This window comes from Alkalihalobacillus deserti (assembly GCF_020734105.1).
Classification (GTDB): Bacteria; Bacillota; Bacilli; order Bacillales; family Bacillaceae_D; genus Halalkalibacter; species Halalkalibacter deserti.
Map to the genome: position 1 here is coordinate 19,935 of NZ_JAJAFR010000023.1, position 15,612 is coordinate 35,546.

The 15,612-nt window shown below is 38.1% G+C and carries 14 protein-coding genes, 1 pseudogene and 1 riboswitch; of the genes and pseudogenes, 14 read left to right on the plus strand and 1 reads right to left on the minus strand.

Annotated features, from left to right (window positions below; translation table 11 throughout):
- Window positions 1-89 precede the first annotated feature (89 nt).
- The 13 genes and pseudogenes from LDX58_RS22290 (at window position 90) to LDX58_RS22350 (ending at window position 14,578) form a co-directional block, all read left to right on the plus strand.
- Window positions 90-1,079 (plus strand): LacI family DNA-binding transcriptional regulator, encoded by a 990-nt coding sequence (locus LDX58_RS22290; RefSeq protein ID WP_227939539.1) that lies wholly within the window; start codon window positions 90-92, stop codon window positions 1,077-1,079.
- Entirely contained in the window at window positions 1,076-1,960 is an 885-nt protein-coding gene (gene rbsK / locus LDX58_RS22295; RefSeq protein ID WP_227939540.1) for a ribokinase, read from the plus strand. Before LDX58_RS22290 ends, rbsK begins: the two co-directional genes overlap by 4 nt.
- A gap of 5 nt (window positions 1,961-1,965) precedes the next feature.
- Window positions 1,966-2,355 (plus strand): D-ribose pyranase, encoded by a 390-nt coding sequence (rbsD, locus tag LDX58_RS22300; RefSeq protein WP_227939542.1) that lies wholly within the window; start codon window positions 1,966-1,968, stop codon window positions 2,353-2,355.
- A gap of 14 nt (window positions 2,356-2,369) precedes the next feature.
- A complete protein-coding gene (locus LDX58_RS22305; RefSeq protein WP_227939543.1) occupies window positions 2,370-3,866 on the plus strand; it encodes a sugar ABC transporter ATP-binding protein in 1,497 nt (498 codons plus the stop codon).
- Entirely contained in the window at window positions 3,856-4,800 is a 945-nt protein-coding gene (locus LDX58_RS22310; protein WP_227939545.1) for an ABC transporter permease subunit, read from the plus strand. Before LDX58_RS22305 ends, LDX58_RS22310 begins: the two co-directional genes overlap by 11 nt.
- A 277-nt stretch (window positions 4,801-5,077) precedes the next feature.
- Entirely contained in the window at window positions 5,078-6,007 is a 930-nt protein-coding gene (gene rbsB / locus LDX58_RS22315; RefSeq protein ID WP_227939547.1) for a ribose ABC transporter substrate-binding protein RbsB, read from the plus strand.
- Window positions 6,008-7,087: 1,080 nt separating this feature from the next.
- Entirely contained in the window at window positions 7,088-7,417 is a 330-nt protein-coding gene (locus LDX58_RS22320; protein WP_227939549.1) for an alpha/beta fold hydrolase, read from the plus strand.
- Between the two features lie 171 nt (window positions 7,418-7,588).
- Window positions 7,589-7,843 carry an alpha/beta hydrolase family protein gene (locus LDX58_RS22325; RefSeq protein ID WP_227939551.1) on the plus strand — a complete coding sequence of 85 codons (255 nt, stop codon included), beginning with the start codon at window positions 7,589-7,591 and terminating at the stop codon, window positions 7,841-7,843.
- Between the two features lie 284 nt (window positions 7,844-8,127).
- Window positions 8,128-10,647 (plus strand): putative bifunctional diguanylate cyclase/phosphodiesterase, encoded by a 2,520-nt coding sequence (locus LDX58_RS22330; protein WP_227939552.1) that lies wholly within the window; start codon window positions 8,128-8,130, stop codon window positions 10,645-10,647.
- A 223-nt stretch (window positions 10,648-10,870) separates the two neighbouring features.
- Window positions 10,871-11,878 (plus strand): annotated as a pseudogene (locus LDX58_RS22335) (amidohydrolase).
- 284 nt (window positions 11,879-12,162) lie between these two features.
- The gene (locus tag LDX58_RS22340; protein WP_227939554.1) at window positions 12,163-12,672 is read left to right on the plus strand and encodes a type 1 glutamine amidotransferase domain-containing protein; all 510 of its coding nucleotides are present in this window, start codon (window positions 12,163-12,165) and stop codon (window positions 12,670-12,672) included.
- A 324-nt stretch (window positions 12,673-12,996) separates the two neighbouring features.
- Window positions 12,997-13,158, plus strand: a complete 162-nt coding sequence (locus LDX58_RS22345; protein ID WP_227939556.1) for a YwzD family small protein — start codon at window positions 12,997-12,999, stop codon at window positions 13,156-13,158.
- 271 nt (window positions 13,159-13,429) lie between these two features.
- Window positions 13,430-13,520: riboswitch (cyclic di-GMP riboswitch) on the minus strand.
- A 494-nt stretch (window positions 13,521-14,014) separates the two neighbouring features.
- Window positions 14,015-14,578: a DedA family protein gene (locus LDX58_RS22350; RefSeq protein WP_227939559.1), complete on the plus strand. Its 564-nt coding sequence runs from the start codon at window positions 14,015-14,017 to the stop codon at window positions 14,576-14,578.
- A 120-nt stretch (window positions 14,579-14,698) separates the two neighbouring features.
- On the opposite strand, the gene LDX58_RS22355 is transcribed toward LDX58_RS22350, so the two are convergent.
- On the minus strand, window positions 14,699-14,854 hold the full coding sequence (locus tag LDX58_RS22355) for a hypothetical protein (protein ID WP_227939561.1): 156 nt from the start codon (window positions 14,852-14,854) through the stop codon (window positions 14,699-14,701).
- Window positions 14,855-15,263: 409 nt separating this feature from the next.
- Between LDX58_RS22355 and LDX58_RS22360 the strand changes: the two genes are divergently transcribed.
- Window positions 15,264-15,491, plus strand: a complete 228-nt coding sequence (locus LDX58_RS22360; RefSeq protein WP_227939563.1) for a hypothetical protein — start codon at window positions 15,264-15,266, stop codon at window positions 15,489-15,491.
- Window positions 15,492-15,612 lie beyond the last annotated feature (121 nt).

Genomic DNA, 15,612 nt, shown 5'->3' on the forward strand with positions numbered 1-15,612 from the left:
AAATTTTTTTCTGTATATTGACAGATAGCTTCAAGTATATTATTATCTATGTAACCGGTTACAGATTCAACGCAAGATGAGGAGATCTTATGACAACAATCCGTGATGTAGCAAAACTTGCGCAAGTATCAGTGGCGACAGTTTCAAGAGTGTTAAATAAAAAAGGGTATGTAAGTAAGCAAGCGGAAGAAGCAGTAGGAGCTGCCATTAAGGAGTTAGATTTTAGACCAAACGCCGTGGCTAGAACACTCTATAATAAATCATCTCGGATGATCGGTTTGATTTTACCGGATATCACGAACCCGTTTTTCCCTGAATTAGCTCGTGCTGTTGAAGATATAGCACTCACTTATGGCTATACGGTTGTCCTATGTAATGCAGATGAGGATATAAAGAAGGAACGTAATTACTTAGAAGCATTGAAGCAAAAATATGTGGATGGCATCATTATAACAACGAATCAACTCTCTTTTTCGGAAGTGGATGAAGTCGGTGTTCCGATGGTGGCCCTTGACCGAGTCATAGGTGGAAATATTCCGACTGTCGTTTCATCTAATAAGACAGGGGCCGAAATGGCTGCAACATATTTAATTGAAAGCGGCTGCAAATTCATTGCTCATTTACGTGGACCAAAAGGGTTACCGACTGCTGATGATCGTTTACATGGTTTCAGAAATGTGATGGATCAGTCAGGAGTAGCCAGTGTTGTCGCAGAAGCAGATTTTCATTTTGAAAAGTCAGAGCAGGTCACTAGAGAGTTACTCGAACAGCATCCAAGCATTGATGGTATATTTGCTAGCAGTGATGTAACGGCAGCAGGTGCAATGAAGGCTGTGAATAGAATGGGAAAGCGTGTGCCAGAAGATATCCAAATTATCGGTTTTGATGGTATTCCTTTTGGAGAAATGCTAGTTCCATCCTTAACAACGATTGCACAACCTATCTATGAAATGGGTGCAACTGCGGCAAGATTATTAATCAAGCTTATTGAAAAAAAGCCAATAGAAGGATCTTATTTTGAACTATCAACAAACTTAATCATTCGAGAGACAACAAAAAGGAAGGAGGAGACAGAATGAAACGACAACCGATTATAACCGTCGTTGGAAGCATCAATATGGATATGGTTACTTTAACGAAAAAAGTTCCTGTACAAGGAGAAACGATTATAGGAGACCGTTTTGAGACGATCCCTGGCGGAAAAGGAGCCAATCAAGCAGTAGCTGCTGCAAGATTAGGTGGCAATGTCCAGTTTATTGGGAGAGTGGGTGACGATTCCTTTGGAGAACAGCTTCGACAAGTTTTAAAAAAGGAAGCCATTTCTGTAACGAATGTGGAACCGGTTACACATTGTAGTACCGGTGTTGCAACGATCCTTGTATCGGAAAATGATAACCGAATCATTGTGATCCCAGGAGCAAATGAACATCTCACTCCTAAATATGTGGAAGAACATAAAGAGCAACTATTATCTAGTGATCTTGTATTACTACAATTTGAAATCCCGCTAGAAACGGTTTGTTATTGTTTAGACCTTTGCGAGCAGGAAGGAATTCCCGTTATTTTAAATCCAGCTCCAGCTAGACAATTAGATAAAAAGTATTGGAGGAAGGCTCTCTATATTACTCCTAACGAGACGGAGGAAAAAGAGTTACGTCTAGATAAGGATGAAGAAATGGCAGAGAGACTCATTGTGACGATGGGAGAAAACGGTGCCAAATTTACGGAGAACGGAGGGCCACAGATGATCCCTTCCTTTAAGGTAGAACCGACAGATACAACTGGAGCTGGCGATACATTCAATGGTGCTTTAGCAGTAGCTATTAGCGAAAAAATGCCACTCTCAAAAGCGGTTGAGTTTGCTAATGCGGCAGCCGCACTCTCTGTTCAACGTTTTGGAGCTCAAGGTGGCATGCCTACACGCGAGGAATTAGAGCAATTCATAGTAAAGTCGAGGTAGCGTTGATGAAAAAACATGGAATATTAAACAGAGATATTGCAGAAATTCTTGCAAAGTTAGGACATACAGATACGATCGTTATTGGCGATTGCGGCCTTCCAATTCCTGATCAAGTTAGGTGTATCGATTTATCATTGAAAAAAGGGGTACCAAGCTTTTTGGATGTGCTTGAAGAAGTGTTGAATGATATGGAAGTAGAAGCAGCTATTTGTGCAGAAGAAATTAAGAGAAGTAATGAAAGGGTTTACAACGAGCTGTATAAAAACCAATTTCCTATTAAGTTCATAAGCCATGAGAATTTTAAAAAGGAAACACAAGAGGCCAAGGTGATTATACGCACTGGGGAGATTACACCTTACGCTAATATCATTCTTCAGGCGGGTGTGATTTTCTAAAAGGGGGTGTTTTTATGATTATTCATATGGGTGGAATTTCGAAATCATTCAGCGGAAACCAGGTATTAAAAGAGGTAGCGTTCTCCTTAAAAAAAGGCGAAATCCATGCATTGATGGGAGAAAACGGTGCCGGTAAATCAACGATGATGAAAATCCTTACGGGAATTTACTCTCGCGATAGCGGGACAGTGGAAGTAAAAGGAAGAAGCGTCGTATATAAAGGTCCAAAGGATGCAGAAAAAGATGGAATTGCCGTAATTCATCAGGAGCTAAACATCCTACCAGAGCTTACCGTTGCAGAAAATTTATTTTTAGGTAATGAACAAACAGTGGGAAAGACTCCGTGGTTGAAAACAAGAGAGATGAATCGCATGACCGAGGAGAGGCTGAGGGATCTTGGTTTAAAGGTTAAGGCAACGGAGCGTGCTGGAAATTTATCAGTTGGGAAACAGCAGATCATCGAAATTGCTAAAGCGCTTATGACCAATGCAGACGTTATTATCATGGATGAACCTACAGCTGCTTTAACAGATCGAGAAATAGATACATTGTTTAAGACGATTCGTGATTTGCAGAAACAAGGCGTTTCCTTTATCTATATTTCCCACCGAATGGAAGAGATCTTCTCTTTATGTGACCGGATTACCGTATTGCGAGACGGTCAATATGTAGGAGTGAAAAATATCCGAGAAACAAGCTTTGATGAAATCGTAAGTATGATGGTAGGAAGGCAGTTAGGTGGTCGATTCCCAGAAGTAACAAACCAGCCTGGTGATGTGAAACTGGAAGTGAAAAACCTAGCAAGATCAGGTGAATTTGAAAACATCTCTTTTTCGGTGAAATCTGGAGAAATATTAGGGATATCGGGCTTAATGGGAGCAGGACGCTCTGAAGTAGTGGAAACTTTATTTGGCTATAGGAAGGCAGAAAAAGGACAGATTTTCATCAATGGAAAAGAAGTTCAGATTACGTCTCCAATTGTGGCGATAAAAAATGGCTTGGGCCTAATTACAGAAGACAGAAAATCGAAAGGACTCGTGACGGACTTCTCAATTCGTGAAAATATTAGTCTAGTAAACTTAAAGTCTATTTCAAGCAATGGCTGGATTAGCCATTCGCAGGAATCAAGCTTTGTTGAAAATCTCATAAAGCGACTAGGTGTTGCTTGTTCGGGTCCAGAGCAAAAGGCAAAGTCGTTGAGTGGTGGAAATCAGCAAAAGATCGTTATAGCCAAGTGGCTCGGCACAAATCCAAGTGTCTTAATTTTAGATGAACCAACTCGAGGTGTAGATGTTGGTGCCAAGAAGGAAATCTATACGATTATGAAAGAGCTTGCAGAACAAGGAGTAGCCATTATCATGGTCTCTTCAGAACTTCCAGAAATCATCGGAATGAGTTCAAGAGTCATGGTGATGTTTGAAGGAGAAATGCAAACGATTTTAGATCGAAATGAATTAAGTGAAGAACATATTATGCATTACGCCACTGGAGGCGATAAACATGTTGGGTAAAGGAAAATTATCAGCTAATTTTGCTAAATTAGGTCCGCTCATTGGTCTAGTTGTAATCATGATTATTATTACCATCTTAAATCCAAGCTTTCTATCATTACCAAATATCTTCAATATTTTAAGACAAGTATCGATTAATGCCTTGATTGCATTTGGAATGACCTTTGTCATTTTAACGGGTGGAATTGATTTATCTGTCGGATCAATTCTCGCTTTGTCTGGAGCTGTAACGGCAACGTTGTTAGCAGCAGGGGTAGACCCCGTTCTTGCCGTTCTAGCGGGCTTGATTGTTGGAGCTATCTTAGGGGCATTTAATGGATTGATTATTTCCAAAGGGAAAGTGGCCCCTTTTATAGCAACACTCGCAACGATGACGATCTTCCGAGGTTTAACGTTGATGTTTACAGATGGAAGACCTATTACTGGTTTAGGGGATTCTTCGTTTTTTCAAATGTTAGGTAAAGGGTATTTCTTCGGAATTCCTGTACCAGCTGTCACAATGATGATTTCGTTCTTAGTCTTATACTTAATTTTGAAAAAGACGACGTTTGGCCGTCGCGTTTACGCAGTCGGGGGCAACGAAGAAGCAGCGATCTTATCAGGAATTAAAGCAGATCGAATTAAAATTTATGTCTACTCGTTAACTGGATTTCTATCCGCTCTTGCTGGGATCATCCTTATGTCGAGGTTAAACTCCGCTCAGCCAACAGCGGGTTCAATGTATGAATTAGATGCGATCGCGGCTGTAGTACTAGGTGGGACAAGCTTAACAGGTGGGAGAGGTTGGATCGTAGGTACCCTTATTGGGGCCTTGATTATAGGAGTCTTAAACAATGGACTCAATTTGTTGGGAGTAAGCTCCTTTTTCCAACAAGTCGTTAAAGGCGGAGTTATCTTACTTGCGGTTTTATTAGACCGTAAAAAAAGTGCTTAAAAGAGATTGTTCAAAAAGGGTGGTCTTCCCTTTTTGAACAATCTCGAAGCAATGAGCGAAGCCACTGCCATGTTTTAAGTCGATCCGAGTGGTTTTCTCGGATAGACGCGCAGTGAGTGAAGCCATTGCAACTCCGCATTAGGAGAGAGATACTAAAGGTTCAAAAAGGGTGGTCTTGCCTTTTGAACAAGCTCTAAAAGGAGTTGAGGATTAAGCGTATCATCTTGGAAGGAAGTTCTAGAAAAAAACATTAAATATCAAAGGGGAGTTGTGTAACATGAAAAAGTGGTTAATGCTCGTATCATTACTAATGTTAGCTTTTGTAACAGCTTGTTCAATGGAGTCACCAACAGATAGTTCAGGCACGGAGACTGGTTCAGAAGAGAATGGAGACGGTGAATATACTGTTGGTTTTTCGATCTCGACATTAAATAATCCATTTTTCGTAACTCTGCAAGAAGGTGCCGAAGCTAAAGCGGAAGAACTAGGAGTAAATTTAGTTGTTTTAGATGCACAAGATGATGATGCTAAACAAGTAAGTGACGTCGAAGACTTAGTCCAACGTGGCGTTGATGTGATTTTAATTAATCCGACAGATTCAGCTTCTGTAGCTGCAGCTGTTGAAGTTGCAAACGGTGCTGGAATTCCTGTAATTACAGTAGACCGTGATGCTGATGCAGGAGACATTGTGTCTCATATAGCTTCTGATAATGTAGCTGGTGGAGAAATGGCAGCAGAACTTTTAGTAGAATTAGTCGGAGATGGGGCTAAAGTTGCTGAGTTAGAAGGAATTCCGGGTAGTTCAGCTGCACGTGAGCGTGGAGAAGGTTTCCACAATATCGCGGAAGGAACGCTTGACGTAGTTTCGTCTCAAACAGCAAACTTTGATCGTTCTGAAGGGTTAAACGTAATGGAGAACATTCTTCAAAGTAACCCAGACATTGTTGGAGTCTTTGCACATAATGATGAAATGGCACTAGGTGCTTTAGAAGCGATTGAAGCAGCTGGGAAAGGGAATGACATCGTAGTGATTGGTTTTGATGCTACTGATGATGCTGTTGCCGCTGTGGAAGCTGGCCGCATGGCAGCTACGGTAGCACAACAACCTACACTTATCGGCTCCTCTGCAGTAGAAGCTGCACTAAATGTTCTAAAAGGAGAACAGGTTGAGGAAAACATTCCGGTACAATTGGAATTAGTAAAATAAACTGACTATTTGAACGTACAGGGTGTCGTAGATGACGCCCTGTACTTTTTGTGTTTGCCCCAAGTTCGGTTATGCTTTAAATCGGCGGGGGGGCAGGGATCGCTAAAATGAGTCGTTTGTGCATATACAGAGGGTTTACGTGCAAATAATCTGAAACTCGTGCAATTATAGTTGTTTTTCGTGCAATAAATTTAAAATTTGTGCAATTATGATCGATTTTTGTGCAATTATGATCATTCTTTATTACGGGTAGCGGTTCCGTGCACGCTTATCTGACTTCCGCTTCCACTCCTATTGTTTGATGACCAATCACATCTACCTCCAAATGTAAACGACCCTATTCCATAGTAAAGAGAGTATGATAGAAAATCATTTCAGGTATGCCGTCTCGTTTAACAAAGATCATCTCTATATCGGTTTAACGTTTTCTTCAAATAATTGAAGGTTTATTGGTGAAAACCATTGTCCAAAGGAGGATTTTAGTATGATTTTTCTCATGAGAATGGTTTTTATATCGATTGTAAAGGACTTTTTCTATACGCAAAATAAATTAATTGAACATTCCGAGTATTTTTAAAATTAGATTTTGTTGGTACAATAGTAGTGTGTAATAATAGATCAAAGAATAGAGTCTACTAGATGGCTCAAACCACTGGTGCTACCCGGAGTTTCGTCGGTAGCTTCCAATTGATGGGAGTGCAGTGGTGGTGTATCAGGTGCTGCGTGCCAGTCGTCACTAGAAGATGAGGAAATCTGGTATCACAGTTTTACCTATAGTACTTAAACAACCGTGTGATCCTTTGTTTCCGAAATAAAAGGGAGAGAATTCAATCAAATGATTGCTGACGGAACGAACGTCTGAGTAAGAGATTCCTAGATATTTCATTTTACTTGATTTTATCAAAAGAAATATAATGATGATGGTAAAAGCAGAAAGACGGTCTGAAACAGGCAATAATTAAATAGTAGACTGACTGATATGCACATTAAAAGGTAGGTAAGGACTAAACTCTATTTAGATTAGGAAATGATCTAGTAGATTAAAAGTTGCTTTTGATAAAACGAATTCGAGGTATCCTAATGGAAATAGAAACGATCATTTTTTTGCATGGAATGGTAGGAAATAAGAATGCGTTTAAAAAGGAAATAGAAAAGTTGAAAGATCAATATCTTTGTATAGCGTACGACTTTTACGATCCTAATGATTTAGCAGTTGAAGGTGTTCTATCTTTAGATCTATTGGTCGAGCAGCTTTATAGTAAATATGTGAAAGCGGGAATAGAACAAGCTCATCTATGTACACTTAGTTTTGGGAGTATCGTAGCAATGGCCTTTGCTAATAAATATCCTAATATGGTAACAAGTATGACGTTTGTAGGGGGATATTTAAGTACCTTCGCAATTTCATAAGAACATTACTAAACTGTTAGAAGAAAAACATAAATATAAATATAAATTGTGGTTAAAAAAATGTGCGAGATTGCTAAATCCTAATAAAGAATTCATAGCTGAAGACTCAGAAGCAATTTTTTTCATTATGCTCTTCAAGTACAACCAAATGTTGTGGAAAGGGTCATGCGATTGAATCTTGAATTTGACTCAAAAGCAGCGTTATCGCAAATGGAAACACCTATTTTATGGGTTATGGGAGAATATGATGAATTGTTTAAAGGGACACTTACCAATTTGAAACAAATGAACCTAAATGTGATATATAAAGAGATAAAAAATGCTGGACATGCAGCACATGTTCACCAACATAAACGGTTCATGTCTATCTTTCAATCCTTTCTGACAAAAGATAAATCAATAAAAAAAGTTGAAATTAAAGTTTAAGCTCTTTGAGTTGATGGGTGCCATTTAATCATCGGGGATTTTGTGTATTTTAACCAAAAGGTAATCCTCTACAATGGACTGTAAAGAATCACCTATACTGCCCATTGTAGAGGATTTTTTGTGTTTTAGTATTCAACAATTACAACGTTAATAAGTTAAAAATAGAAGTTATGCTATAATATTCTAAAACTTAAAACCTATCTCTATACTTTGATTATAAGACATTCAGGTGAAAGAGACGGCTTTTACAAATATAGCTTGTTTATGTATGAGGAGGTATCACTGTGTCAATAAAAAAGAAACTACCGTTGATTTTCACCTCATTGGTCTTATGTATTTTAATCGCTAATAGTACATTACACTACATACGGTCTAAAGAGAAACTAATAGCATTCAATGAAAGAGAAATAGAATTAATTACCCAGGAAGTATCCTATCAGGTGGAAAATTCAAAAAGTGGGTCTCTCTATGTAGAAGATATTATAGCGCGAGAGTTAAGAACGGCTTCAATCGCGATTAAAAACGCCCTGCCTGCACAACATGAAGATGTGACAAATGAACAATTAACAGAGCTGGCTGACGAGCTTATGATTTCTCATATTACCTTATTGGCTCAAACGGAGGACGACATCATCGGTGTGAAATCCTCTGATCCACATGAGATTAATATGTCAACAAAGGAGTGGGAATATTGGTACGTTGCATTCAAACAGCTGTTCAGTTTAACTCCTGTTACAGTTAAAGAAGGCTTAACTTTGCCAAACTATTGGTCAGGTCCAATTGAGGTTGCTGCTAGTAATCCTGACCATACCGATAAATGGGGTTATTATTATGATGGAACTACGAATTATATTATCAATCCATATTTTCGTGACAACCAAGTACTAGAGTATGAGGAGCTTTTTGGTCCAGCTAATATTATGGAACGTTTTACAAATAAACTTGAGGGTGTCCTTGAGTTGACCGTATTTAATCCGAAAAACTTTGGTCAAGAGACTGAAATGGTCCATAGAAACGGAAAAAGTTTTATTCGAATAGCTGATCAACCAATATGGTATGGAACCTATGAATATCGAAACCAACCATTAGATGCAAAATTGGTTGAAACAGTTGTAAAAACAGGAGAATCACAGAACTACACGGAAGAAATAAATGGGAAAATGGTTACAAGGACATTTGTCCCGATTAATACAGGCACGCAGGATCCCTATGTGATTGGTGTAACCTACGATTATAGCTTAATTCAGAAAGAACTTGAGAATGAACTAATGAAGCACATCCTTTTATCAATCCCGTTTATATTGATTGTGTTACTCACAAGTTTTATCTTCTCTCGATCGATTACAAGGCCGATCGATTCTATTGTCGAAAAGGTAAACGAGATTGCTCAAGGGAAATTTGGAAACAATATCGTTTTAAAACGACAAGATGAACTAGGTCATCTTGCACATAATGTAAATGCTTTATCAAAGTCTTTACAAAACTATGTCACTGATTTAAAAGAGAGCCAGGAAGTTATTCAATTTCAAGCTAATCATGATCCGCTCACAGGGTTATTTAACAGAAGATATTTTCAAGAAGACTTAAATCAGAGAATTGCAAGGAGCAAGAAAACAGGAGAGACGGTTGCGGTCTTATTTGTTGATATCGATCGATTTAAAGATATTAATGACACTTTAGGGCATGCCAAAGGGGATCAATTAATACAACAAATTTCTGAGCGAATCAAGAACTGTCTAACGATTGGAAATAGTGTTCTTACTAGACAGGGTGGCGATGAATTTGTTATTTTATTTAGCGAACTCGAAGAAGAAGAAATGAAGGGTATAGCTGATACAATTGTAACGGCCATTAACGAACCTTATTTACTAGATGGAACTGAAGTGATTGTAAGTGCAAGTTGTGGCATAAGCTTGTATCCGAAACATACTGAAAACATGGTTACTCTTATGATCTACGCTGATGGAGCTATGTATGCCGCGAAGAAACAAGGCGGCAATAAAGTTATTTTATATGATGAGGAAATAAACAAAGAGAAGAATAAGAAGCTTCGTATCGAAGCACGTTTGCGTAAAGCAATTAAAAATGAAGAAATTGAAGTCTATTACCAGCCTAAAATAGATGCTCGGGCTGATATCCTTACGGGAGTAGAAGCGTTACTAAGATGGACAGATGAGGAACTTGGATTTGTATCACCAGAGGTATTTATTCCCATTGCAGAGGAAACAAGGCTCATCCATCCTTTGTGGGAAATCGCAATGAAGAAAGCTTGTTCCCAAATAAATAAATGGAATGAAGATCGAGCAGAACCATTAAGTCTTGCTGTTAACTTTTCAGGCAAACAATTTCAAGACCCTGCTTCTTTAGTCAAACAGGTGAAAGAAATCCTTTCCGACTATCAATTAGCACCAAAGTATTTTGAAGTAGAGATTACAGAGAGCACATTGCTTTTTAATTCACAAGAAACAATAAAAGCTCTAAAAGATTTACAAGAATACGGAATTCTAATTTCTATCGACGATTTTGGAACAGGATATTCTTCATTAAGTTACTTGAAATCATTACCAATTGATTGTTTGAAAATAGATAAATCATTCATTAAAGATATTAAAGAGGATTATGGCAATTCCGAAATTACTGAAGCGATCATAAATCTTGCACGTAGCCTCGGGTTACAGGTAATAGCTGAAGGGGTAGAGGAAGAATATCAAAAAGAGTTTCTATTAAAAAATGAGTGCTATCACATGCAGGGGTATTTATTTAGTAAGCCGCTTGGTAGGGAGGAGTTTGAACAGTTGCTTTGAAGGTGCTAGGCACCACAAATGCAGTTTGTTCATGGGTAATGGACAATAAAGATGAGAGTTATCGCATTTAAATGCGGTAGCTCTTTTTTCAATATGAGGGGGAAATTTTTACTCAAAGGTAAAGATTTTTTTACTTTTGTCTGAATATGGTTTTTTCTCTATTTGAATATAAATACTTAAAGCCATTGTAAAGTATATAAAGGTTTAGTTACTAGCACACGGAATTTTAAATGTAACGGACTTATATGCTTTTATTGAACCAGAAGATTATTTTGAAATTTACCAAAAAGCGAGTGGAAATGGCTTTAAACCACGCACGGTGATTTATTATCGTTATGATCATATGAAACGAAACGATCTGTTACGGATTCCCAAAGACCGTTTGGATCGTACGCAGCAAGTTCATGTAGGTGGAGTCAAAATGTTAACAGACGGGAGTGTGTCTGGCCAAACAGCTTGGGTTCATGAACCATTTGAAGGAACAAGTGATCAATATGGAATCCCAACAACGACAAAGGAAGAAATGATAGCGGCGGCTGAGGCGGCTAAAAGCAATAAAATTCAGTTAATCGTGCATGCAATGGGAGAGCGAGCGATCGATTTTGTCGTTGATGAGTTCTATGAGGTGGATCGATGGCTTGAAGATGGTCCATCTGTTCGAGTCGAACACGCTACGATCCCGACCGAACAGGCAATTGAACGTGCGGCTAAAGGCAAGATTGGGTTTGTCCCACAGACGGTATTTCTATTTGCGGAAATTGAAAGTTACTTGAAGAACTTCGGGGAAGAGCGGACAAAAAGATCTTATCCGATCAAAACGTTTTTAGAGAACGATATACTGACAGCGTTATCATCTGACGCACCAGCGACGGCATGGGCAGATTCTGTCAATCCATTTATCGGTATTCAATCTGCCGTCACACGTATTGCTTATCAGGGTACAGATTATGGACAAGATGAGCGAATTGATGTTGAAACAGCGATTAAGCTATATACAAAAGCAGCTCAAGAAATGACCCGGATTCCAAATGTCGGTTAACTGAAAAAAGGCTATGAAGCTGATTTTGTTGTATTAGATCAAGATATTTTAGAAATTGCCCCAGAAAAAATTGGAGAAACAACTGTTTTGAAAACGTATATGGGTGGAGAAGTAGTATTTTCTAAAGAGATACGGGATGCGGTGTCTGTCACTACCCGTTTAAATCAGGGCGATGCTCCTATTACAAAATGAACGATTTGATGAAGGAGTGAATGGTGATGTACACATACTCACGTAGAAAAAGGAGGGGGAAATTAGTCTTATTGAGAAAGGTAAAGAACTGATACGATGAATCAATAGGAGTTTGTATAGATGAAACATTTTTGCTCATCACATCAACCTAGGTGATGGACCTTCTTCATGCTCATTTTTCAAATCGGATGCCTGCCCCACTCGCAGTGTAAGGTTTAACCATATCTTATCTGTGGTACACCTACAATATAAAGATCATTGTAGAAAAAAGGAGTGACGATAAGATGGCTAAAATCGCTACTGTTATAACGGATTATTTTGAGGATGTTGAATATACGGAGCCAGCTAAGTCCTTCAAAGAAGCAGGACACGAAATCATGACAATTGAAAAGGAAAAAGGTAAAAAGGTTACAGGGAAACAAGGAAAGGCTTCGGTCACGATTGATGAAAGTATAGCTGACTTAAAACCTGAACAGTTTGATGCATTGTTCATTCCGGGTGGGTTCTCCCCCGATCAATTGCGTGCGGACGATCGATTTGTGGCATTTGCAAAGCATTTTATGGATGAGAAAAAACCTGTTTTTGCTATATGTCATGGACCGCAACTTTTAATTACGGCTAAAGCATTAGAAGGGCGTGACGTGACTGGTTTCAAATCGATACAAACAGATCTTGCCTATGCGGGTGCAACGGTAAAAGACCAAGAAGTTGTTGTCTGCCAAAACCAGTTGGTTACTAGTCGTCAACCCGATGATCTTCCAGCTTTCATAGAAGAATCGTTAAAATTACTATGAAACAGTGCCTACCCTAGAAACAGATAGTAAACAAGGGACGTTTCTTGTAAAGTGGCATGGGTGTTTGATCTCTCTAAGCGACAAAGCCTGTGCCTTGAGAGTGTAGTGTTAAGAATCGTGACATATAAGAGCGTTAAACTTGGAATGAATTCAATTCTATCACTACAAAATTAATCTCGTTAATTATCAAAGTAGAGTACAGAAAATTGATTAATTGTAATACCACTTATGGAAATTAAGTGGTATTATATGTAAATAAAAGGTTTAATTAACTTAGTGAGTTAGTCATTAATTAGAGTCATACACAGGTAGAGGAGAAAAGAAATGAGTACACATAAAGATGTCGAAATATTAACACAACAACATCTAATGAAAATACTAGAGGATGCCTATAAAAAAGGTACGGAATCTGCCAATATTACGTCTCAACAACTAGTAGAGGAAATTTCTGCACTCTTAAAGCCATATGTTAAGTTTGAACAGTAAATACCCCAAAGATCGAAGCGATAAGTCTTTTAAAGAAGGCTTGTCGCTTCGATCTTTTTTAAGCAGATTGATCAAAAAAGAGCCCCATTTAGCTGTGAAATTTCATTTTAGTTAATTTCTCTTGATGGAAATATGCTCTAGTAAATAACCTTCCTTTTTTCACGTGACAATCACAACGATTGTATAAATACATCATTACGTTCACACATAAGTTATGCCATATTAAATTCATAACACAATCCCCCTATTATCTATTTCGACGATAGGTATTTTCGGTAACTGGCTGGCATGTCCACTGTGGTGTGGAAGTAGCCCCTAAAGTTTTGCGTCATCACTTTTCAATGATTTTGCCCTTATCGTACGATTTATGTTTAGTTATATTCTCCAGTATTGGTGTTGAATTCTAAAGAGTATATTTACCTATTTTTTCTGATTTTTCTGATTTGTGTTAGATGCAATTTCAGTTCGATAGTAATGGTTTGATTTCCAATTGCAGCGCTTGATCTAAACTCCGCTAAAGCTGTAACGCGGTAAAATGAGGAATTTAGCTACATCAAGATTGAGATAAAGCTCTGTGGAGAAAGTTTGAAGGCTTTTTTTAACTTTAGAAAAACATAGTTCTGAGTTGATGGAAAGACACCTTTATTAAAGAAATTGAACTAGATAAAGGCGTCTTTCTAGGGCAGGTAACTGGCTAAACTAGTAGGTGTATTCATCAAAAGTTTTAGAAAGTATGTATCAATCATAAAAGATCATATTTTCACAATCTAGTTACCCTCGTGTTGCTTTCTGTTTTAAGTTAAGAAAACAGGGTAGTTACAGTATAAGAATGATGATGAAGTAGGTGACAGGACTATTGATAGATATTATATTGGATGTTTTAAGAGACTTGAAATGGGCCGGTTTATTGATCGGGATTGTGATTGAAGCCATATCGCTTCCATTTCCCGCGGCATTATTTGTCCTCATTTATGGTTACATATTAGATCCGAGTTTACCAGAAATGGCCATGCTTGCCTTTGGGAGTTCGATTGTTTATGTTGCTTTTAGCTTTATTCCTTACTGGTTAAGTATAAAATACGAGCCGTTTATAAGAAGAAAAGTATCTGAACATAAAGTGAGAAAAGCAGAACGTTGGATTGAAAAGTACGGAGAGTGGATGATTGCTGTAGGTAGAGTAATAGGAATGGGGTATATTGCTTACATAGCTGGATTCAGTAAGATTCGGCCGGTTTCTTTTGCGTTCTTTACATTTCTAGGGTTTTTCCCTTTATCTTTTTTGATGTTTTTTCTTGGGTCTCTCGGTAACTTAGAAGAAATGGCAGAGAAGTTTCAAAATGCTCAGTGGCTCGTATACAGTATCATAGGAATGACCCTTGCAGGATATCTTACCTACCGCAAGTTCGGACGAAAAGAGTAGTCCGTCTCCTTATGAAAAAAGCCGAAAAAATTTTTCGTGATTATATGTGTCATAGAAACACCACTAAAACCCAATCGTAATGAATTGGATTTTAGTGGTGTTTTTTTCAGATAGCTGGTTCTAAAATTTAGGCAAAATATATTGCACTAAAAACCATAAAATTATGACAAGGATAATCACATAGGCGGCGTACTTAATAAAAGTTGCCGCCACTTTACTAGGATCAGACTTTTTTTCTTTTCTTTCAATTTCAATATCTTCATTTCTCTGAGACATGGTTTCAACTCCCTATCAATTGTGAGGATTTATGTCTTGTCTTAATGGACTTTTCCCAACACACACTGATTTCAAACTTACTATTTTGGGTCTAGCTATCTTTGCAAATGGGAGATGTGAAAACCAAACAGTGAAAGTACAACCACCCAGAGGCATTCTTATTTACTTGTTTGCTAACGAGCGATTTAAGTACAGGTTTAAGGTAGAAAAAGCGGGGTATTAACTAGATAAGTGATAAAAGCAAGGTAGCTAGATGGCAGAAAGGGGGCACACAAAATGCTTCGCACTATTTTAATGATAATAGGAGCAATTGTAGTTATTGGAGTTATTATCAGTCTTCTCTAATAAAATGATCATCCTAGAGCATTTCAGAATTCACCATAAACAAATGAAAGGATAAATGAAAACGATGTATAAACTGTTATTTACTTTAAAAAAGCGTAAAGGCATTCAAGCTCACGTGTTAGATAAACAAGAAGATGTCATTCATCTGCTCTATCTGCACCCACGTTCTTTAAAGCCAAAGGAGGATATCCCCCCTAATTTAACAAAATACTTAGCAAAGATGAAGGAAGCGATTAAAGAAGGGGATTCTTTTCATCAACTAGATGACTTGAGGGAAAGTCCTGGTGCCTGAACACCGACCCTTTAAGAGCTTGTTCAAAAAGAGAAGACCGCTCTTTTTGAACTTTTAGTATCCTCTCTCCTAATGCGGAGTTGCAATGGACTTACTCACTGCGCGTCGATCCGAGAAAACC